Origin of the sequence: Brevibacillus sp. FSL K6-2834 (assembly GCF_038592925.1) — a bacterium.
GTDB lineage: Bacteria > Bacillota > Bacilli > Brevibacillales > Brevibacillaceae > Brevibacillus > Brevibacillus borstelensis.
Genome location: NZ_CP151945.1, coordinates 3,457,418 through 3,478,118, shown reverse-complemented (window position 1 = coordinate 3,478,118; position 20,701 = coordinate 3,457,418). Strand labels below are relative to the sequence as shown.

Annotated in this window: 23 protein-coding genes; 17 read left to right on the top strand and 6 right to left on the bottom strand. The window is 53.6% G+C overall.

Features of this window, described 5'->3' with window-relative positions:
* Positions 1-21: 21 nt before the first annotated feature.
* The gene (locus NST96_RS17235; protein ID WP_342404260.1) at positions 22-1,152 is read right to left on the bottom strand and encodes a M20 family metallopeptidase; all 1,131 of its coding nucleotides are present in this window, start codon (positions 1,150-1,152) and stop codon (positions 22-24) included.
* Between the two features lie 392 nt (positions 1,153-1,544).
* Here NST96_RS17235 and NST96_RS17230 point away from each other — a divergent pair, with 392 nt between their 5' ends.
* From NST96_RS17230 to spoVM, 6 genes are all read left to right on the top strand, one after another.
* Positions 1,545-2,366: a transporter substrate-binding domain-containing protein gene (locus NST96_RS17230; protein WP_003386129.1), complete on the top strand. Its 822-nt coding sequence runs from the start codon at positions 1,545-1,547 to the stop codon at positions 2,364-2,366.
* Between the two features lie 69 nt (positions 2,367-2,435).
* Entirely contained in the window at positions 2,436-3,095 is a 660-nt protein-coding gene (locus NST96_RS17225) for an amino acid ABC transporter permease (protein WP_003386128.1), read from the top strand.
* Positions 3,088-3,810: an amino acid ABC transporter ATP-binding protein gene (locus NST96_RS17220; RefSeq protein WP_003386127.1), complete on the top strand. Its 723-nt coding sequence runs from the start codon at positions 3,088-3,090 to the stop codon at positions 3,808-3,810. Before NST96_RS17225 ends, NST96_RS17220 begins: the two co-directional genes overlap by 8 nt.
* Positions 3,811-3,978: 168 nt before the next feature.
* Positions 3,979-4,539, top strand: coding sequence for an energy-coupled thiamine transporter ThiT (gene thiT / locus NST96_RS17215; RefSeq protein ID WP_024982911.1), 561 nt, complete (start codon positions 3,979-3,981; stop codon positions 4,537-4,539).
* Positions 4,540-4,718: 179 nt separating this feature from the next.
* Positions 4,719-4,895 carry a hypothetical protein gene (locus tag NST96_RS17210; protein WP_024982910.1) on the top strand — a complete coding sequence of 59 codons (177 nt, stop codon included), beginning with the start codon at positions 4,719-4,721 and terminating at the stop codon, positions 4,893-4,895.
* 21 nt (positions 4,896-4,916) lie between these two features.
* Positions 4,917-5,000: a stage V sporulation protein SpoVM gene (gene spoVM, locus NST96_RS17205; protein WP_003386125.1), complete on the top strand. Its 84-nt coding sequence runs from the start codon at positions 4,917-4,919 to the stop codon at positions 4,998-5,000.
* A 99-nt stretch (positions 5,001-5,099) separates the two neighbouring features.
* On the opposite strand, the gene rpmB is transcribed toward spoVM, so the two are convergent.
* Complete coding sequence (gene rpmB, locus NST96_RS17200) at positions 5,100-5,288, bottom strand: 50S ribosomal protein L28 (RefSeq protein ID WP_003386124.1); 189 nt, start codon at positions 5,286-5,288, stop codon at positions 5,100-5,102.
* Positions 5,289-5,689: 401 nt separating this feature from the next.
* Here rpmB and NST96_RS17195 point away from each other — a divergent pair, with 401 nt between their 5' ends.
* The 4 genes from NST96_RS17195 to NST96_RS17180 all read left to right on the top strand — a co-directional run bounded on the left by NST96_RS17195 (position 5,690) and on the right by NST96_RS17180 (position 9,367).
* Complete coding sequence (locus tag NST96_RS17195; RefSeq protein WP_003386122.1) at positions 5,690-6,055, top strand: Asp23/Gls24 family envelope stress response protein; 366 nt, start codon at positions 5,690-5,692, stop codon at positions 6,053-6,055.
* Positions 6,056-6,068: 13 nt separating this feature from the next.
* Entirely contained in the window at positions 6,069-7,772 is a 1,704-nt protein-coding gene (locus tag NST96_RS17190; protein ID WP_031932948.1) for a DAK2 domain-containing protein, read from the top strand.
* A 50-nt stretch (positions 7,773-7,822) separates the two neighbouring features.
* On the top strand, positions 7,823-8,677 hold the full coding sequence (locus NST96_RS17185; protein WP_003386119.1) for a DegV family protein: 855 nt from the start codon (positions 7,823-7,825) through the stop codon (positions 8,675-8,677).
* Positions 8,678-8,857: 180 nt separating this feature from the next.
* Complete coding sequence (locus NST96_RS17180; RefSeq protein ID WP_003386118.1) at positions 8,858-9,367, top strand: GNAT family N-acetyltransferase; 510 nt, start codon at positions 8,858-8,860, stop codon at positions 9,365-9,367.
* Between the two features lie 25 nt (positions 9,368-9,392).
* On the opposite strand, the gene NST96_RS17175 is transcribed toward NST96_RS17180, so the two are convergent.
* The 3 genes from NST96_RS17175 to NST96_RS17165 all read right to left on the bottom strand — a co-directional run bounded on the left by NST96_RS17175 (position 9,393) and on the right by NST96_RS17165 (position 11,912).
* Positions 9,393-9,521, bottom strand: a complete 129-nt coding sequence (locus NST96_RS17175; protein ID WP_255320315.1) for a hypothetical protein — start codon at positions 9,519-9,521, stop codon at positions 9,393-9,395.
* Positions 9,522-9,597: 76 nt separating this feature from the next.
* Complete coding sequence (locus tag NST96_RS17170; protein ID WP_039070102.1) at positions 9,598-10,833, bottom strand: amidohydrolase family protein; 1,236 nt, start codon at positions 10,831-10,833, stop codon at positions 9,598-9,600.
* A 2-nt stretch (positions 10,834-10,835) separates the two neighbouring features.
* Complete coding sequence (locus NST96_RS17165) at positions 10,836-11,912, bottom strand: hypothetical protein (protein ID WP_024982906.1); 1,077 nt, start codon at positions 11,910-11,912, stop codon at positions 10,836-10,838.
* 193 nt (positions 11,913-12,105) lie between these two features.
* On the opposite strand from NST96_RS17165, the gene sdaAB reads away from it, so the two are divergent.
* The 4 genes from sdaAB to NST96_RS17145 all read left to right on the top strand — a co-directional run bounded on the left by sdaAB (position 12,106) and on the right by NST96_RS17145 (position 17,620).
* Entirely contained in the window at positions 12,106-12,771 is a 666-nt protein-coding gene (gene sdaAB, locus NST96_RS17160; protein ID WP_024982905.1) for an L-serine ammonia-lyase, iron-sulfur-dependent subunit beta, read from the top strand.
* 26 nt (positions 12,772-12,797) lie between these two features.
* Positions 12,798-13,685 (top strand): L-serine ammonia-lyase, iron-sulfur-dependent, subunit alpha, encoded by an 888-nt coding sequence (sdaAA, locus tag NST96_RS17155; protein ID WP_003386114.1) that lies wholly within the window; start codon positions 12,798-12,800, stop codon positions 13,683-13,685.
* Positions 13,686-15,740: an ATP-dependent DNA helicase RecG gene (recG, locus tag NST96_RS17150; protein WP_031932946.1), complete on the top strand. Its 2,055-nt coding sequence runs from the start codon at positions 13,686-13,688 to the stop codon at positions 15,738-15,740.
* 284 nt (positions 15,741-16,024) lie between these two features.
* Positions 16,025-17,620, top strand: a complete 1,596-nt coding sequence (locus tag NST96_RS17145; RefSeq protein ID WP_342404259.1) for a hypothetical protein — start codon at positions 16,025-16,027, stop codon at positions 17,618-17,620.
* 259 nt (positions 17,621-17,879) lie between these two features.
* Here the strand turns inward: NST96_RS17145 and NST96_RS17140 are convergent, their stop codons facing one another.
* Positions 17,880-18,377, bottom strand: a complete 498-nt coding sequence (locus NST96_RS17140; RefSeq protein WP_024982903.1) for a GNAT family protein — start codon at positions 18,375-18,377, stop codon at positions 17,880-17,882.
* Between the two features lie 241 nt (positions 18,378-18,618).
* Here NST96_RS17140 and NST96_RS17135 point away from each other — a divergent pair, with 241 nt between their 5' ends.
* Genes NST96_RS17135 through NST96_RS17125 form a run of 3 tightly spaced genes read left to right on the top strand, consistent with a single transcriptional unit; the run spans position 18,619 to position 20,644 of the window.
* Entirely contained in the window at positions 18,619-19,860 is a 1,242-nt protein-coding gene (locus NST96_RS17135; RefSeq protein WP_122958698.1) for a DNA polymerase IV, read from the top strand.
* Positions 19,857-20,297 (top strand): hypothetical protein, encoded by a 441-nt coding sequence (locus NST96_RS17130; RefSeq protein ID WP_003386107.1) that lies wholly within the window; start codon positions 19,857-19,859, stop codon positions 20,295-20,297. Before NST96_RS17135 ends, NST96_RS17130 begins: the two co-directional genes overlap by 4 nt.
* Positions 20,294-20,644, top strand: a complete 351-nt coding sequence (locus tag NST96_RS17125; protein ID WP_003386106.1) for a YolD-like family protein — start codon at positions 20,294-20,296, stop codon at positions 20,642-20,644. Before NST96_RS17130 ends, NST96_RS17125 begins: the two co-directional genes overlap by 4 nt.
* The last annotated feature ends 57 nt before the right edge of the window (positions 20,645-20,701 follow it).

The window sequence follows — 20,701 nt, the reverse complement described above, 5'->3', positions numbered from 1 at the left end:
TATATGCACAAAAAGGAAAAATTACAAGGTTGTGAACAATCTTGCCAGGAGAGCGATTTTTTGTGGAATGCTGTCGATTTCGACGTGCTCATGGGATGCGTGGGCACCATCGCCATTCGGTCCCAGACCATCGAGTGTGGGCGTCCCGACTGAAGCGGCAAAATTTCCGTCGCTGGTGCCCCCTACGCCTGTTTCCGTCAAATCGAAGCCTTCCAAACGCGCTTGTTCGCGGGCATGGAAAAACAAATGTTCCGTCCCGGCTGTCCGCTCCATCGGCGGTTTCGGGATGCCTCCTTCGACGATCAGCTCGGCACCAGGCAGGACAGGCTGCAGCTGGTGCATCAAGCGGGTAATCCGTACCGCTTCCTCTGCTGTAGACACCCTTACATCAATGACCGCTTCTGCATAATCCGGCACGACGTTGCTCACGCTGCCCCCTTGGATGGTTCCGACGGAAAGGGTGGTACCAGCCTCGTAATTCGTCCAGGATTGAATCGTCAGCACGTGATGGGCCAATTCTTCAATCGCATTGATTCCTTTGGCATGGTCATTCCCAGCATGTGCGGCCCGGCCCTTGACCTTCAGCAAAAATTCTCCGCCGCCTTTTCGGCTTGTCTTGAGGGAACCGTCACCGGCTGCCGGTTCGATTACTAGCGCGCACCGGCTCCGTTTGGCCTCTTCCTTGATCAGCTCCTCTGAAGACAGGCTGCCTGTCTCTTCGTCCGTATTCCAGAAGAAAACGAGCTTGCGGGAGAGGGGCAGCTTTTGCTCGATGATGGCCCGCAATGCGTAGTAGCAAAAGACAATTCCCGCTTTCATATCGTATGTTCCCGGCCCGTAAACCTTGCCGTCCTCGATCCGCCACGGCTCGCGGCTCAAGCTGCCAATCTCTTTGACCGTATCGAAGTGACCGAGAACAAGAATTTGCTCCTCGCCCTCACCGTATTCCACGCGCAGCTGGTCTCCGTACTCATGTTGCGGATATGTATCCACCCGGCAGCCGAGTGCCCGGAAACGGTCGGCAATGAATACGCCTACCCGATCTACGGCCTCCTTGTTGTGTGTAGGCGACTCCATTTCCACATAACGGCGAAGCTCCTCCAGGATGTCTGGCAGCTGATCGCGGAAGTATGCTGTCCAGTTCGCAGTCATATTCCATCCTCCTGTGATTGTATGTTTGTTTTTGATCCTATTCATTATGCCAGAAAGCGCTGACGAATGATTCTTTTTTTCTGTAAATTTGTTCATTATCTATCATCTTTTTCATTTCGCTTTAAAGTGAAAGGGAGAAAAAGAGACAAGCTCGTACCGAAACAACAAGAACCAGCTGTCATGAATCGCGGATCAGAAATGATGTCCATATTTCTATGTGAATTTTATAAATATTCAGCGAAATAATTTTAGTATTGATTAAAATACTCATTTCATTGTATAAATATTAGTTGTTGGGCAAAGTTCTTTTTATTCCTTGTTACAAACAGTTTTGCACTTATGTTTTTTGTAAAACGATTCAACAGATACAAGATGACGAAGGGGGATTCATCATGAAAAAATCTGCACTCGCTTCACTTGCACTTTCTTCTCTTTTGGCTGTAGCCGTACTGGCTGGCTGCGGCACAGGAAATCAGCCGGGCACTGCACAGCAGCCTGCAGGCCAGGATTCTGCCGGACAAGCCGCAGGAGGCGGAAAGAAGCTGGTCATGGCTACATCTGCTGACTACAAACCGTATGAATTTCACGATTTGTCCAGCGGGAAGGACGAGATCGTCGGATTTGACATCGACATTGCCAAGTACATTGGAAAAGAGCTCGGCTATGAAATCGAAGTGGTCGACATGAACTTTGACGGACTGGTACCGGCGCTTCAGACCAAGCGCGCCGATTTCGTCATGGCAGGCATGACGCCAACGCCTGAGCGTCTGCAGAACGCCGACTTCTCGACGATCTACTATGATGCGAAAAATACGATTGTCGCCAAAAAGGAGAGCAATCTGACCAAGCCGGAGCAGCTTGCGGGCAAAAAGATCACCGTACAAACCGGCTCCATTCAGGAAGGTGCGGCCAAGGAACTGCAAAAGACCATCCAAGGCCTGGAGATCGTTTCGCTGAACAAAACCGGTGAGATCGTGGAAGAAGTCAAAACAGGCCGTGTGGATGCTGCGATCCTGGAGGATACTGTAGCCAAGGGTTATGTGGAAGCGAATCCGGAACTGCAGTTCACCACCATCCAAAGCGATGAGGTTAACGGCTCCGCTATCGCATTCCCGAAGGGTTCTCCGCATGTGGAAGAGTTCAACAAGGTGATCAAGACCATGCAGGAAAACGGCGAGATGGACAAGCTGATCAACAAATGGTTCGGCCAATAATCAGCTGACAGAAGGGCCTTGTTCCCGGTCTAGACAGCGCAGTTTTATTCGAAAAGGAGTCGAAAGGGCATGAGTTTGGATTTTGCACAAATTGTGCCCTATATCCCCTTTATAGTAAACGGGATAAAGGTCACATTACAGGTAACACTTCTGTCGGTCGTGTTCGGTTTTATCTGGGGCTCCTTGCTGGCACTCATCAAAATTTCCAACATTCGTCTGCTGAAAGGATTTGCGGTCGCATATACGTCTGTCTTTCGCGGCACGCCGCTCATCCTGCAGCTGACGTTCGTCTACTTTGCCACGCCGCAGATTACAGGCTACAACATTTCAGCGTTTGAAGCCGCCGTTTTGACTTTTACGCTCAACTCCGGGGCGTACATCTCCGAGACGATCCGCGGCGGAATTATGGCCGTAGACAAGGGGCAATGGGAAGCGGCCAAAGCTCTCGGCGTTCCGTACCGCAAAATGATGACGGATATCATTTTGCCGCAAGCAGTGAAAAACATCCTGCCTGCATTGGTAAACGAAACGATCGCGCTCTTGAAGGAATCGGCACTTGTATCTACGATCGGCCTTGCGGACATCATGCAGAACGCCAATATCGTCAAAGGGACGATCTTCCGCTACTTTGAGCCGTACCTTCTGGCGGGCTTGCTCTATTACGTCATGGTCATGCTGCTCACTTGGGTGGCGCGTGTGCTGGAGAGGAGGATGAGACGCAGTGATTAAGATTCAGAATGTGAGCAAGTCTTTCGGCTCGCTCGATGTTTTGCACGACATCTCCACTGAGATCGGCCGCGGTGACGTGGTGGCGATCATCGGTCCATCCGGCTCCGGCAAATCGACGCTCTTGCGCTGCATGAACCTGCTGGAGACCCCGACAAAGGGAACGATCGTCATCGACGGGCAAGCCATTACGGATCCGAAAGCGGATGTGATGCGCATTCGCCAAAAGATCGGCATGGTGTTTCAGCATTTTCACCTGTTTCCGCACATGAGCGTGCTGGACAATCTCACGTACGCTCCTGTCAAGGTCAAGGGACTCTCCAAAGCGGCGGCGGAAGCCAAGGCAAGGGAGCTGCTCGCTCGTGTCGGGCTGTCCAACAAGGCGGATGTCTTCCCGAATCGTCTTTCCGGCGGACAGAAGCAGCGGGTTGCGATCGCCCGTTCCTTGGCGATGGAACCGCAAATCATGCTGTTTGACGAGCCGACATCGGCGCTCGACCCGGAAATGGTCAAAGAGGTATTGGATGTCATGAAGGGACTTGCCGATACGGGGATGACAATGGCGATCGTGACGCACGAGATGAATTTTGCCCGCGAGGTCGCCGACCGCATCTGTTTTCTTGACGGAGGAAGATTGGTGGAGGATGCGCCGCCGAGCGAGTTCTTTTCGAATCCCAAAAGCGAGCGGGCCAAGCAGTTTTTGGAAAAAATGCTGTAACAACGAGTGGTTTTTACGCTTCGGAGCCTTGGGGCTGCGAAGCGTTTTCTTTTTTGACAGACATTCGGCCTTGGGCTAGAATCAGGTTGAGCCGAGTAATTATTGGTGTATTCTGCTATTTATATTCGGTATTGCCTTTTTACAAATGAAAAGGGAGTGTAGAAACAAATGTCTAGGCAACGATTGCTTATCTTGCTGGAAATGGCGATGATGACAGCGCTCGCTCTTGTATTCAGCGAGATCAAGGTATTTCAAATGCCGCAAGGGGGATCTGTGTCCCTCGTGATGGTGCCGATCGCGCTGCTCGCGGTGCGTCGCGGCCTTTTGCCGGGAGTGACATGCGGTATCCTGGTTGGTGTACTGCAAACCTTCTTTGGCAGCGGTTACGTTCATCCGGTCCAGCTGCTGCTCGATTATCCGGTCGCATTCGGCGCTCTGGGACTGGCAGGGCTTGTCCGCCTGTCTGCGATCGAGAAGCGTACGAACAAGGTTATGGCTCTGTGGAGCGTCCTGTTCGTCGGCGTGATCGGACGGTTTGTCTGTCACTTTCTCTCCGGGGTGATCTGGTTCGGCGAATATGCGCCAGAGGGCATGCCGGCTGCGCTGTACTCCTTCGTCTACAACATCACCTATCTGCTCCCGGAAATGATCATCACAGGGATTGTTTTGACCGTCGTCATGTCGAGTGCGCCTCAGCTTTTGTTCCCGGTGCGAAACAGACTGGCGTAACGAAGCTTTTACCAAAGAAACACGCATATTGGCGGCTGGTGCCGCATAGAGTATTCAGGCAGCGAAATGTTGCCTGAATTTTTTTTGTTTCGACAAGGTGAGACACATGTTTATCCCAGAGCGGAATAAGATGTAATATGCACGTTTCGAAAGAACGCCCGAAGGAGGTGCGGCATGAAATGGGATTGCGCTCCTTTCGCCTGCGACAGGGGGGCGCCTTGCGACGTGTTCTCGGGGTGGCATTGGCTGTCGGAGGTATTACCATTCTATTGTACTCGGCACCTCCATGGGTTTGGTATAGCCTGTTGGCGGTAGGACTCATCGGGGCCGGCTGGTATTTGTATCACAAGAAGTAATTTCGGTAAGGAGGGGTAGTCATGCGGTTTTACACCATCAAGTTGCCGAAGTTTATAGGTGGCATGATTCGCGCTGTCATCGAGGCATTTAATAAGAAGAAATGAAGGCAGCGGTCTCCTTCAGTCGAAGCAGGGGAAGCAGCAGAAAAGCAAAAAAGCACCTCGTGGGTGCTTTTTTTACTGATGTTCGGTTGAAACGCGAAACTATACGCGAGTTACCAGACCGGATTTCAGCGCTCGAGTGCTTACATAAACGCGCTTCGGTTTACCATCTACGAGAATGCGCACTTTTTGTACGTTAACACCCCATTTGCGGCGATTTGCGCGCATGGAGTGGGAGCGAGCGTTACCAGTTTTGCCAGAACGGCCAGTTACAAAGCAGCGACGTGCCATTACGATCCACCTCCCTCAGATGCATATAAACGGGATACTTTGTTTTGTTTAGATAATACAAACACTTGCTTATCTTAGCATACGCCCCTGTCAATTGCAATACTTGACATGAGGAAAAGCCATTCTCCTTCTGTTTTGGGGGTCATTCGACAAAACGCTTCATTTCTACCTATTGATAGTGTAAAATTGGGAGAAGCATGGAAATGCATTGGGTTGCTGCTTCTTCAATCGAAGAAGTTCTTTTGACAAGCGGCATTTTTTGAACACGCACTTTGCAATAGGTGAGTGGATATCGGAGCAGATCTATGCGGTATGGATGGTGGCAATGTCGTACATGCTTACTGGTACGGTTACTGTTACAATAGACGGCGATGCCGTTTGAAAAAAGGAGGAGTCCTTGCATGACAGTGGAAATGAGCACACCTCTTGGTAAAATCGATGTGACAGAAGATGTGATCGCGCGGATCGCTGGAGGCGCCGCCATGGAAGTGTTCGGCCTGGTCGGCATGGCTTCACGCAAAGCGCTCAAAGACGGAATTGCCGAGATGCTGGGCAGAGACAACCTCAGCAAAGGGGTAGTCGTCCATAACCAGAACGGTGAAGTCATTCTGGACATGCATATTATCGTCACTTACGGCGTGAAAATTTCTGAGGTTGCCGGCAATGTTCAAAGACGCGTTCGCTACACCTTGGAGCAGATGGTAGGCATTGATGTGACAGCAGTTAATATTTTTGTACAGGGAGTCCGTACAGACAGGGATACGTAAGGAGGAACATCAGTTGGTACATACGCGTCTTGACGGCGTGCTGTTTAGCCGGATGGTTTATCTGGGGGCGAGGCTCCTGTCCAGCAACGCCAAAGTGGTGGATGGATTAAACGTCTTTCCCGTTCCAGATGGTGACACGGGGACAAACATGAATTTGACGCTCACATCGGGAGCAGAGGAACTTGCACGAAAGGAATCTCCCAAGATCGGAGAGTCTGCGGCCGCTCTTGCCAGAGGTCTGCTGATGGGAGCGAGGGGGAATTCCGGCGTGATTCTCTCCCAGTTGTTTCGCGGATTCAGCAAAGCGGTAAACGGAAAAGACGAGATTAACGCCCGCCAGTTTGCCGAAGCGTTAAAGGCCGGAGTAGATTCCGCCTACCAGGCAGTGATGAAGCCGGTTGAGGGCACGATTCTCACTGTAGCCCGAGAAGCGGCCGAAACAGCTGTACGGACGGCACGCACGACAGACGATGTTCTCTTCGTCATGGAAAGAACCTATGAGCAGGCCCAGGAGACGCTGCTGCGCACACCCGACATGCTGCCCGTCCTAAAGGAAGTAGGCGTGGTGGATTCGGGCGGACAGGGACTACTCTTTGTATACGAGGGCTTCATCCGTGCGCTTCGCGGTGAAACGGCGGATCAGGTCAAGGAAGCGAAGCCATCGATTGCTTCGCTCGATATGGAAGAACTGGTTCACGAGCACCACAATGCACAAGTCCATATGAAAACAGAGGACATTCATTTTGGCTACTGTACAGAGTTTATGGTTTGGCTGACGCATAGCACGGAAGCCAACAAAAAGCCGTTTTCAGAAGCGGCATTCCGTACCCAGCTCGATCAGATGGGGGATTCTCTGTTAGTCATCTCTGACGATGATATGGTCAAAGTACATATACATGCCGAGCACCCCGGCAACGTGCTCCAATACGCACAGCAGTTTGGCAGCCTGCATCGGATCAAGATCGAAAACATGCGGGAACAGCACGGCAACATCCTTCGCGAGGAGGAGCGGAAAGCGGCCGCACAGGTGCCTGCTGAAACTGCTCCGGCAGCAGCCGCTCAGCCCTATGGATTGATTGCTGTTGCGGCTGGTCCTGGACTGGCTGATATTTTCCGCAGCATGGGTGTTCACGTAGTCGTGGAAGGCGGCCAAACGATGAATCCGAGTACGGAAGACTTCCTTTCCGCGATTGACGGGCTGCATGCAGACGAGATTATTCTTTTGCCGAACAACAGCAATATTGTGATGGCGGCGAAGCAGGCGGCCGAGCTGACGGACAAGTCCGTTACGGTTGTTCCGTCCAAGAGCATTCCGCAGGGGATGGCTGCGCTGATTGCTTTTAACGCAGGCGCGTCTCCGGAGGCCAATCAGCAGGCAATGACTGCTTCTATCGAACAAGTGAAAACAGGCATGGTAACCCATGCGGTTCGCGATACGAAAATGGGTGATGTCGAGATCAAGCAGGGAGACTTTATCGGCATTGCTGAAAAAGAGATCGTCTCATCCGGCCCGGATATGATGGCGATCGCAAAGGAACTGCTGTTCCAGCTTGTCGATGACGAGACTGGCATCGTGACGATTTTTATCGGGGAAGGCGCTGAAGAGAATCAAGCGGACGAACTCGCACAGGCGTTGGATGAAGCTTTCCCGGACGTGGACGTGGAAATCCACGAGGGCGGACAGCCGCTTTATCCGTTTATTTTCGCTGTAGAGTAGTCATAGAGGGCTGCGCTTTTGACTCGCTTCCCTGGAGAGGAGTTGTGTAGATGTCCATTGTGATCGTAACGGACAGTGCGGCTGACATCGATTCCGAGCTGCGGGAGTCGCTCGGAATCGTAGCAGTTCCGCTGAAGGTGATGTTTGGAGAAGAAACGTATTTGGACGGGGTCTCCATTACATCTGCCATGTTTTTTGAAAAATTGAAGCATACGGATGTGATGCCGACCACATCTCAACCGTCCCCGCTCGACTTCGCTGAAACGTACAAACAAATTCGGGAGCAGCACGGCAAAGATGTCCAAATCATCGCCATCATGCTCTCCGGTTCGCTTTCAGGTACGTATCAGTCTGCCGTCATCGCACAATCGATGATGGAAGAACAGCTTGATATCACCGTCATTGATTCGCGTAAAGCTTCATTTGTTTACGGCATGCTCTGTGTCGAAGCGGCCAAAGCAGCGCGCGAAGGGAAGAGCAAGCAGCAGATACTCGACATGATCGATCGTTTTCTCGATGAAGTGCAGGTCTATTTCATCGTTGACACGCTGGAGTTTCTGCAAAAGGGTGGCCGCATTGGCAAGGCTTCTGCGGTCATCGGCTCCTTGCTTAACATTAAACCGATTCTGACCTTGGACCCTGCGGGGTACGTAGCTGCTTTTGACAAAGTAAGAGGGACCAAAAAAGCGATCGCCCGTGTGAAGGAAGCATTGAAGGAATACGCCTCAGACCAGCCGGTGAAGGTAGCGATGCTGCACAGCGCCGTACCTGATCAAGCGGCGGAGCATTTGGCGGCGATCAAGCAGGAGTTTCAGGTGACCGAGTCTTTCTTGCTGGAGATCGGCCCGGTAATCGGTACTCATGTAGGCCCGGGATTGCTCGGATTTGTGATGGTAAAAGAATAGACGTCCTTTTCGAAAGAAAAACCTCCTCGTGTGCTTCGAGGAGGTTTTTTATACGGTCCTGTGCTCTCCCGGTACATGTTGCGGCGCTGCATGGCAGTTGCGGACCATATGCTCTGGAAAACAGGGGGACTGTCATTTACACGATGAGCATGTTTGAAAAAACAAGGAGGGTGTATTTGCATGCTGGCGACAGAGCGTCTTGTATTTCGTCCGTATACAGCAGAGGACCTGGATTTTTTGATGTCGATGACAGGTGATCCGGAGGTGATGCGGTATATCGGTCAAGGGAATGTCTGGACCAGAGAACAGACCGCCGAACGGCTGCGCATGTGGATGAACCGCTATGAAGAGGAGCAGGGGCTTGGACTGATGGTCGTGGCAAGGAAGTCTGATGGTGAACTGATTGGGCACGCAGGACTTGTTCCCCAGCTCGTCGATGAGCGCAAAGAGACAGAGGTTGGGTATTGGATCTCGAGAAGGCATTGGGGACAAGGCTATGCGTCCGAAGCTGCCCTGGCCTTGCGGAATTTCGGCCTGTCTCATCTGGGAAAAAAGCGGCTGATCTCGCTCATCCAATTTGACAATCATAGCTCAGTGAAGGTAGCGCGGAAAATAGGCATGAACTTTGAACGTGAAATCGTGTTCAACGGGAAAAGCATTGCGCTGTATTCTCTAACGCGGCAAGGCTGAAAGTGCCTAGCCTCCCCATCAGTTTCTATACCAAGTGATTCGCTTTATAAATGTCTGCCCGACGGCTCTCCATGTAGATAAACGGGTACTGCTCCTTAATCCGCTTGACTTCTGACAGATCCAGCGTGACGATTCCCAATTCTGGGTGTCTCAAGCAGACGCCACCCGAACTGTCTCTTCTGCCTGTTTCCCTTCCCATACCGGGATGAGGTTCTGCGCTACCAGCTCAATCAGCCTTCTCCGATACGATCAATTACCTTCACCCCGCGATAGTACACCTGCCTGATGTCCTCTTCGGAGGTTATCTCCAGTCCAGGCACACCTGCTGTCACCAGAAAATTCGCTTCCAGTCCCTTTCCCAAACTGCCGTAACGCTTTTCCTTCCCAAGGACCATTGCTGGATTGCGGGTGATGAGCGAGAGGATCTCGTTTTCCCCATACCCTTGCTTTTGCAAAAGCTTCATCGCAGGCTGGGCGATGGCCATCAGCGTCTCCGGCCCCTTTAATTCCCGATCCGGAAAAGAAAGCCAGGAGGCCTGCTCGTGTGGAGGCAAGTAGGCATCGGTAGAAATGGCGGTGGTCACCCCGGCCTGAACCAAGCGGCTGATTTGCTCCGGGGAATTCGGCAGTTCATGTGTGCCGCCCAGCGGAGTCGCGACTATTTTTATGTTCTTTTGGGCAGCTTCGATAATTTGCTGATCGGAAATACCGTGAGCGTGATGAAGCACATCCACTCCTGCAGCAAGGGCCATACGGATCGCTTCTTCGCCGCCGACATGAACGCCAATCGATTTGCCCGATCGGTGGAAAGCATCGACGACCCGGGTCAATTCGCTCTGTTCATAAATGATCTCGCCCGCCCGAGGGACCTCCTCCGGCTTGAAATTGGCCGGTGTGGCGTTGAGAAACAGATTCTCTCCTGGGTATTCGCTCTCGCCCGCCAGCACGTGCACGATCTCAGGGGCAGCTAAGCGCTCCCTCTCGACCGGATGGGGGCCGGTAGCCGCAGTAAAATGAGCAAGCTGCGAAAATCCAATCGAGATACTGGACAGAGAAAAGCAGACATCGATGGGCACAAAGGAAGCGAGACGACGATAAAAAGCGAGGTCGAAGCTGCACTTTGGATGCCCGCAAATTTGTTCCCCAAGGGCCGTAATCCCGCAGGACAGTGCCTTGAGCAGAAGCGACATGCCGGCGGCTCCATGTGTTTCTTCCGTTACCGGAAACAGTGATCTGGGAGCGAACTCCAAAAGGTGGGTATGGCAGTCCGCCAGCGAAGGGGCAATGACCCAGTCCCGGCAGTCGAGCAAAGCCACTCCATTCGCCCGATGCTCTACCCTAAGCTTCTCCCAGGGGCCAATGTCAGCGATCAGCCCGTTTTTCACAAGCATGGCTCCGTCGTTGATACTGCCTTTTTCGGTTACGGTCACCAGCTTCTTGGCCCTGATCATATACGTTCCGCTCATGTTTACACCACCCAAGGCGTCACAAAGTATCCGATCACAAAAGCAGTGACGAGCCGCATGAGCATGCCGATGACAGCGGCTGCCATCGCTTCACGCTCCGTCAAGTCGGAATGGGCCGCCCATGTCGCAGGAACCTGTCCGAAGATCACTGACAAGGGCAGCCCCGAGGAGGCTAGGACAAAGGAACCGACAGCAAGGCGCGGGTCGATGCTCGCGGCGATTTTTTGCAGCTCAGCCATCGCCAGCGTGGGACTGGCCAAAAGGGACAGCATGCCTGTCGCAGGCTCGATGCTCAAAGCGGAGAGCAGCAGGGTAAAAGCGTTCTCGATCGGTTGCCAAACGCCAATGTATTCCAACAGGCCGATGACCCCAAATACGACAGCAACCGCGGGGATAATGACCAGCAAGAGCAGCTCCGTTCCCTCTTTGGCAGCGTCAAAGACCGTTTTGAGGTAAGCGGTGCCGGGAGTAAAACGCGGAAGCTCCTCCAGCTCTACTGTCCGGGTATCCCGGTAGATTGTCTTCGACAGAAGCCAGGGAACGAGGATCAGCGGGACAAAGATCGAGAGCAGTACGACCGGAAAAACAGCGGCTCCGGTGGCGGCGAGAGCGATCAGTCCGATCATGAACGTGGCGAATGATTGCTGGGACTGAATCATCGTGGCGACAGCGATTTTCTGTTCCGCTTTTGTCGCTTTTGCCCGCATCAGGATCGGACCGGCGATCCGCCCGGCGGCATTGATATCACCGAGAATATTGTAGACACTCGGGATAATGACGGCAGGATTTATGGACAGCCATTTCATGACAGGAGCAAATACGCGGAACAGCGCATCTGTAAACCCGAGCCGTTCCAGCATCCTTCCGACGATGACGCTGACAATGACGGCAATTCCCACTTCCCCCGTGAGGAAAATGTCGACAACAATCGGAAATACTTTTTTGATAATGGCATCGAACAGGCCGGCCAGCGCATGCGGCCAGAACAACAGGGAAGCCAGAGACGACAAAACAAGGAAAATGCCGAGATATTCCACGCCTGTCCATTTTCTTCTTCCGGGGTCCTTCCGTTCGCTCATCTTGCTCGCTCCTTTCCTGGTCAAATCGCGCTTGCACAATCATGCTCCGTGCTGCAGTATATGAGCTGCCGCAGGAATGGGTGATGGCCCAGTTTCAATGAGAGGAACCTGTAGCGCTTTCAGAGGCGGTAAGATAAAATGAGAGTGAACCTTTCAAGGTGGAGAACCCCTTTGCATTCAGGAGGAGAACCGGGTGAAATATAAAAGTGTATTTGACATTATCGGTCCAGTCATGGTCGGACCTTCAAGCTCCCATACAGCCGGTGCTGCCCGGATCGGGCGGATAGCCCGCAAGCTCTTTGGCAGACAGCCGAAAAAAGCGGAGATCACGTTTTACGGTTCCTTTGCCAAAACGTATAAAGGGCATGGCTCCGATGTCGCGACAGTCGCGGGCATTCTTGATTTTGATACGTTTGATCTGCGGCTGAAGGACTCCCTGCAGATTGCCAAAGACCTGGGTATCGATATTGTGATCAACACTTCCGAAGAATTGACCGGTCACCCGAACACTTCGCGGATTCGCTTGAGCGACGATGAGAAGGATGTGGAGGTAGTCGGTGTTTCCATCGGGGGCGGCAAGATCGAGGTAACCAAGCTCAACGGCTTTGCCTTCCAGCTTGGCTTCGATACGCCGACACTGATGGTTTTGCACGAAGACCGCTTCGGAATGATCGCCGGCGTAGCCAAGGTTCTCACGCAGCATAAAATCAACGTGGGACTGATGGAAGTCTCCCGGCACGACCGCGGGTCACGCGCGCTGATGGCGATCGAGACGGATTCTGTCGTCCTGCCAGAGGTGCTGGAGGAAATCGGGAACATCCCGTATATTTTTGATGTCTCACTGCTTTCTTTACAGTAAAGCGGGAGGAGAGGAGTGAACAGGACATGTTTCGCAACGTAGCAGAATTGGTAGAACTGGCTGAGTCCCAAGGGAAAAAAATTTCGCAGGTGATGATTGAGGCGGAGATGGAGGTTTCCCAGCGGACTCGCGAGGCCATTTTAACGGATATGTACACGAATCTGGACGTGATGGAAAAAGCCGTCCGGCGCGGACTGACGGAAGACATCCGTTCGCACAGCGGACTGACTGGCGGCGATGCGAAAAAACTGCAGGAGTACATGCGCACAAAGCCGTTTCTGTCTGGCCCCACCCTGCTCAATGCCGTCTCCATGTCGGTCGCTGTGAACGAGGTAAACGCGGCGATGGGCACGATTGTGGCTACGCCGACGGCAGGTGCTTGCGGAATTGTGCCAGGTACCTTGTTTGCCGTATCAGACAAGCTGAAGCCGACGCGCGAGGAGATGGTCAACTACCTCTTTACTGCCGGAGCGATTGGCTACTGCATTGCCAATAACGCGTTTATTTCCGGTGCTGCCGGCGGCTGCCAGGCGGAAGTGGGCTCGGCGACCTCGATGGCTGCCGCTGCGATTGTCGAGATGGCAGGCGGTACGCCGGAGCAGTCGGCTCAGGCTGTCGCCATCGCCCTGAAGAACATGCTCGGTCTCGTTTGCGACCCCGTGGCCGGACTTGTAGAGGTTCCCTGTGTCAAACGGAACGCGATGGGGGCCGCGATCGCAACCGTAGCTGCCGATATGGCGCTTGCAGGGATCAAGAGTGTGGTGCCGACTGACGAAGTGATTGAAGCGATGTACCGGATTGGCTGCTCCATGCCGACTACCCTCAAGGAAACAGCACAGGGAGGTTTGGCCGCGACGCAGACCGGACGCCAGATCGAGGCCAAAATCTTCGGTGTGCAGCTGGAGAAAAAGTAAATGAACGAATGGTACGACGCGCCCGTCTCGCTCTTGCATGGGGTAGGCGAGGAGAGGGCCAAAGCTTTCGCAGGTTTGGGCATTGAGACTGTGGGGGAGCTGCTGGAGTATTTCCCGAGCCGCTATGAGGACTACCGCGTCCGCGATTTGACAGAGGTGAAGGACGGAGAGAGGGTAACGCTGGCAGGCACGGTCTACGGCGAACCCTCTGTTCGCTTTTACGGCAAGCGAAAATCGCGTATCTCCGTCAAGCTGGTCATGGACAGAGTGGTGGTGACGGCGGTCTGGTTCAACCAGACATTCGTGAAAAGCAGGCTCTCTCCGGGAAAAGAAATTCTCGTGACCGGAAAGTGGGACAAGCACAAGCTGCAAATCACCGTCAGTGAAATGACCGAAACCGACTCCGACCGGGCACAAAAGAGAGGGGAACTGGCACCCATTTATCCGCTCGGCGGAGATGTGACCCATACGCTTTTGCGAAAAACGATCCAGCAGGCGCTTCGCCAGTACGGCGAGCAAATCCCGGAGATTCTGCCGACCGATATCGTCAGTCGCTACCGGCTCATGCCCCGGCCTGACGCGATTCGGTCGATCCATTTTCCGCAGGATGCCGAGAACGGACGCCAGGCGCGGCGGCGGATCATGTTTGAAGAGCTTTTTTTATTCCAATTGAAAATGCAGGCGCTTCGCCGGATTGCCCGGGAGCAGACAGAAGGGACGGCTCTGCAAATTCCGATGGAGGAATTGCGCACCTTTGTGAAGTCGTTGCCGTTCCCGCTGACGGATGCACAAAAGCGGGTAATCAAGGAGATTCTCACCGATATGCGTTCGCCGTACGCAATGAACAGGCTGCTTCAAGGGGACGTCGGCTCGGGAAAAACCGTAGTCGCGGCCATCGCTTTGTTTGCGGCAGTCAAAGCGGGTTTTCAGGGCGCTTTGATGGTGCCGACAGAGATTTTGGCTGAGCAGCACGTCCAGTCGCTGACAGGGCTTCTTTCCCCGCACGGCATCCAGGTGGCGCTGCTGTCCGGCTCGCTTACAGCCAAACGGCGTCGCGAGGTGATCGGAGCCTTGCAGATGGGCTTGATTGACGTCGTTGTCGGGACTCATGCCCTGATTCAGGAGGATGTGTTTTTCTCAAAGCTCGGCCTGGTAATCACGGACGAGCAGCATCGCTTCGGGGTGGAGCAGCGGCGCATTTTGAGAAACAAAGGCCTTACTCCCGACGTGTTGTTCATGACGGCCACACCGATCCCGCGCACGCTGGCGATTTCCGCCTTCGGTGACATGGATGTCTCCACGATCGACCAGATGCCGGCGGGGCGCAAGCCGATCGAGACTACGTGGAAAAAGCATGAGCAGTTTCACCAGGTGCTGGAGCAAATGCGAGAGGAACTCGTGAAAGGCAGGCAGGCGTATGTCATCTGCCCGTTGATCGAGGAGTCGGAAAAGCTGGACGTGCAAAATGCGATTGACGTTCATGCTCAGCTCTCGCAGGTATTTCCTGAGTACGGGGTCGGTCTTATGCACGGGCGCCTGCCAGCAAAGGAAAAGGATGCGGTGATGCAGGCCTTTCTTTCCGGGGAGTATGCGGTGCTGGTTTCGACGACCGTGGTAGAGGTAGGGGTAAACGTCCCAAACGCGACATTCATGATCATTTATGATGCGGAGCGGTTTGGGCTTGCCCAACTGCATCAGCTCAGAGGCCGTGTTGGCCGCGGCTCGGAGCAATCGTACTGCGTGCTGATCGCCGATCCCAAATCGGAGATCGGAAAAGAGCGGATGCGCGTTATGTGCGAAACGACAGACGGTTTCGAACTGTCGCGCCGCGATTTGGAACTGCGCGGTCCCGGCGACTTTTTCGGGACAAAGCAAAGCGGCTTGCCTGAATTTAAGGTGGCCGATCTGATGAGCGATTTCAAGGCATTGGAAGTGGCTCGCCAGGAGACGGCTGCTTTGGTAGAGAAGGAAGAGTTTTGGAAAAACAAGGAATACGTCTGGCTTCGCAGTTATCTGAAGCGGGAAGGTGTTTTGGACGGGATCGTCTTTGATTGATCGTCGTCAGCCAAAACGTCCCGGACAGAAGGCAGCTAGACGACTGCGCCTTTTCGAGTGAATGGACTCGGAAGGGCGTTTTTTGTTGGAATGAACTTTGTTTATCGAAGGATCAAACAAGCGGGACAGCATAAGATGAGTTGTGATGCTAGATGAGTTGTGATGCTGCCAACTCAAGCCAATTCCGCTGTAATTCCCACCAGTCCCGGCCGTATGGCTGAAACGAAACACGCTTTCCTACGTCTTACAGGGAAATATTGTTAAGAAGTCAAAGGAGCGAAATCATGGTTCAGATGAAACGCTTACAGGCATTCGCGCTGCTTCTCGCAGGCACATTGCTTTTAACCGGATGTGTTCCTGCCGCAAGCACAGGCACACCGCCATCCGGCAGCGGCGGAAATCAACAGCCGGAATCACAAGCGCCACCTGGGAGTACAACTCCGGGGACAACCCCGAATTCCTCCTCCGGGCATCCGCCAACGCCTTCCTCCGCCGAGTGGAATCCAGCAGAGATTCCGTTTGACTATGCATCGATGAAAGCAGATGTTGTGATCCGACTGGATGAGGAGCCGGTACTGCAATCTCCGATCAGGACTCCGGTTGGTAGTGGACCGCAGACATTTACGTTGTTCTTTCGTCAGGCGATGGACCGAAGCAGTGTGGTAGAAGCGATTGAATCGCGGATAAAAGAGAAGGCGTCTGCCGAGGAATGGTTTATCGAGCCCGACCTGGAGTTCCGTTGGGTCCATGATAAACAGCTTCACCTCCGGGCGACACCCAGGACGAGAGTACAGCCGGAAGACGGAATAAAGGAGTATGTATTGGATGTAAAAGGCGCACGCACCGCCAGCGGCCATGTTCTGTCGGAACCCCCTGGCTTCCTGGCTGTTGTTCTTGCTCCCAACCAATTGTGGAAGGTGAGCCTGGATGGAAAGGTGCGGGAGCAGATCAGCGGGTATCCCGGCTCGTATCATAGCGACTCTTTTCTCGACCCTGAGCAGCGATATCTGCTCTTGAGGCGGTATACGGAATATTGCGAATGCGACGCGCGGCATCCCCTCCTGTACGGGATCTATGACAGGCAGACGAACGAGCTGACTCGCTATCCAGTGGAGCTGACCACCAGTTACCGGGGGGAAGGCGCATTTGTTGCCGACCGGCGCGGCTTTTTTTATGCGGCACCGCAAGAGGGGCAAAACATGCCTGTCAGTGAAACTGCGGTTCCCGTCGAGATAGGGGAATTCGTTCACGGAGCCGACTTTAGCCATGACCGAAAAAAGCTGATCATGGCTGTTGGGCCCAAAGACCAGGAGCAAAATCTGGACCTGCTGCTGCTGAATCTGGAAACCGGAGAAAAGCAGCGGTTGACCGGTACGCTGAAAGGCTTTGTGCCTATCGATGAAATGTACGGAGATGTCATCCCCATTTCCTTTGATGATGACGGGCGGCAGTTCACTTTTGCGATGCGGCAGAGCCGTAGTTCCTTCGACCAATTGCGTTACCGCTATGACTGGAAGACGGAAAAGGTCAGCGCGTGGAACCCGCCTGTTCCGAGAGATGCTTGGGCTGGCTATACGCAAACCGATGACGGGATGTATCAGATGTATTGGAATGCGGGGCTGTTTAAAGGAAAGGAGCACCTGATGGATTTCCAGGGAGAAGGGTTGTGGCTCCCAAACAGTCACCGGTATTTGTTTGCGAGACATAAAGAGAACGCGGAAGGGCACGCGGTCGCGATGGACATTATGGCTTTTGACGCTGACCAGCGAAAGACGGACACGTTGATCACAGACCTCTCCTTCGGAATCAGCTTTATCGGTGCAAGCGCTGACGGTCAGTGGCTGTACTTGCTGAGCAGCGGCGACCTTCAGCCGCACTGAGCAGGAAAGCCTTTCCCAGATGGAGACAGTTTGGTAGACAGCGCACCTCTTATGTGAAGACCAGCTTGAATTCTGCAAGACGAGAAAAACGGTCGGCAAGTGGAATTAGCGGATGGTGCTATATTCGCTAATTCCACCCACCCGGCAAGCATTTTGCAAGCACGAGAGTCTCCACTTTCCTTTTCTTCCCGGCTTGCGTTTCCTTGCACCTTCATCTTTTGCACCATTATCTTTGCTTTTGGCGTATAACTCCGTTCAGTCAAGTTTGCGTCCAGCTTTTGTACTCGCGTGCCAGCATGGAGAGGACAATCAGCGATTCGTACCGATCGTTCGTTTTGAGACACTCCCGCAATTTTCCCTCCATGATAAAGCCTTCCGACAGGTAGAGCTGAAGCGCTCGTCGATTTTCCTCCTTGACGTCCAGCCAGAGGCGGTTGGCCCCCCACTCGTCAAAAGCCAGCCTTTTGATCTCCTGCAGCACCTTGCGCCCGTATCCTTTTCTTTTTTCGGAGATGGTAATCCGCATGAATTCGATACTCGCGTGCGGATTGGCCAGTCCGGCCAGGATCACGTATCCCACGCTGTTCCCCTTCTTCGCATCTTCTACAATCAAATGGCGGATATCCGGGTTTGCGAGAGACTGCTCATGCCGCGTGCTCTCCCACGGCAGGATGTAAGCGCGGTTTTCCTCCATCTGTTCGGTTTCGTATACATACGGTATATCTGCCAATGCAGTGGGACGCAGACGAATGTCCATCCTTTTCTCCTTTCTGCTCGTGAAGCTCCTGATCCGGCTTGCTGCTCGTTACGGGATGTCCATCCGGGCGCTCCACCGGTTCCTTCGCTTTTGATGCTTACTAATTTCTCTCCTGTCAGGCGACTTCCTTCAATTTCCAGCCCTTTTTTAAAAGTACATGGTATAAAAGCGAACATCTGTTTGCTATAATAAGAACAGAAATGAAACGGGAACGTTTGTTCCTATTCAGGGGATGGTTGTAATGGCTCATGACAACAAACGGATTATTTTTCTCGCTGACATGCAGAGCTTTTATGCCAGTATCGAAAAAGCGGCTCAGCCGAAGCTGCGCGACAAACCGATCGTCGTAGCAGGCGATCCCGAACGAAGAAGCGGGGTGGTCCTCGCTGCTTGCCCGATTGCCAAGTCGTACGGCGTCACCACGGCAGAAGCCTTGTGGCAGGCTCAGCAAAAGTGCCGCCATCTGGTCGTGGTTCGCCCGAGGATGGAGACCTATATCCGTGTGGCTGTACAAATTACTCGCATATTCGAGTCGTTTACCGATCTGGTGGAGCCGTATTCCATCGACGAGCAGTTTTTGGATGTGACGGGAAGTGTCCGGCTGTTTGGAGGTCCGTGGAAAATCGCAGAGGAGATCCAGCGGCGCATCCGCTTGGAAACAGGAGTACATTCACGGGTCGGTATTGGAGAAAACAAGGTGCTGGCCAAAATGGCGTGCGACAATTTCGCCAAGAAGCGGGAGGAAGGCATTTTCTGGCTGAAGCGGGAGGAGCTTGCAGAGACGCTCTGGAAGCTGCCGATTGAAAAATTGTTTGGAGTAGGCTCGCGGATGAAACGGCATTTTCATCGCATGGGCGTATACCAGATCGGGCAGCTGGCGCAGCTCTCGCCCGCTGTGTTGACCCGGCGCTGGGGCGTCAATGGGGAGGTGCTGTGGCGTACGGCGCACGGCATGGATGACTCGCCCGTTTCGCCTCGTACGCATGATACCCAGAAGGGGATCGGTCACCACATGACGCTGCCGCGCGACTACCATACAGCTGCTGACATCAAGGTGGTGCTGCTTGAGCTGTGTGAAGAGGTATGCCGCAGGGCCCGCAGCAAAGAGCTGATGGGCTGGGTGGTATCGGTTGGATGCCGGGGAGCCGACTTTGACGTGCCGACAGGATTTGGACGTCAGCTCAAGCTGCCGGAGCCGACCAATGACGCGATGACGCTTTACGAAGCTGTCTGCCGCCTGTTTGACCGGCACTGGCAGGAAACCCCTGTTCGCAGCGTCGGCGTCAGTCTGGAGCAGCTGGTGCCTGACAACGTGGTTCAGCTCAACCTCTTTACCGATACTCAGAAGCAGCGTTCACTTGCCCGAGCTGTAGACGATATCCGCAATCGCTACGGAGCGGATGCGATTTTGCGTGCCGCTTCCATGTCGGGAGCCGGGCAGGCTCGTGAGCGTGCTCGCAAGATCGGGGGGCACTATAAATGACGGAGAGGCAGGACGCCGAGGAAGAGCAAGAACTGGTCCGCTTGTACGTGTTGTTTGGCCTGTTGTTTCGGGTTGCGATGGTCGATATGGGAAAGGGGCGGACCGTTCCCTTCAAAATTTCGTACGACTGGTTTTTTCAGGAGCTGTCCCGCTGGGCAGAGCGGGAGCATCATCAGTTGCGGCGCCGGCTTCGGCAGATGGGCTGCATTTTGCTGACGGCGACCCGGCAGGATGGCACCTATGTGGTACAGTACCGACATCGCGGATATGTCAGGGAAGCGGTCTATTCCATCGAAGTGCTTCGCTCCGAGTGTCAGGAATTGGCCCGCTCCTGGATGACGGCAAGGCCGAAATCCTTTGCGGATGAACCGCGAGCAATGTTTCAGAGGCGAGAGGAAGAACAAGGCGCAGTCAGCAAAGAGGAGAGAAGGACATGAGGGAAAAGCGCGTTTCCAAACGGGATAATTTGTTTGTGGCAAGCCGTTTTGTGCTGCCGGAGCACCGTGAGATGTACATCAGGATCAAAGCGGAAGAGCTTCGTTATGTGCCGCCTGGGCTCGACGAGGAGCAGATGGCTGAAATAAGCGGGCGTATCTGGGAGGCACTGCAAACAGGTCAGGGTGTCGTGCTGACGTATTACGATGGAAAAAGTGCTTGCGGTTTGGCGGGGAAAATCGCCCACGTCGATCAGGCATTAAAAAAGATAAAGCTGCACACGGATAAGAAGACCGTCTGGATTCCCTTTTCCAGCCTGCTTGCGGTAGAGCTGGAAGCGATCTCCTGAGAGAGTCTGTACATGGACTGCACGACTCCAGGGCATCCTGTGGATAAAATCGAAGGG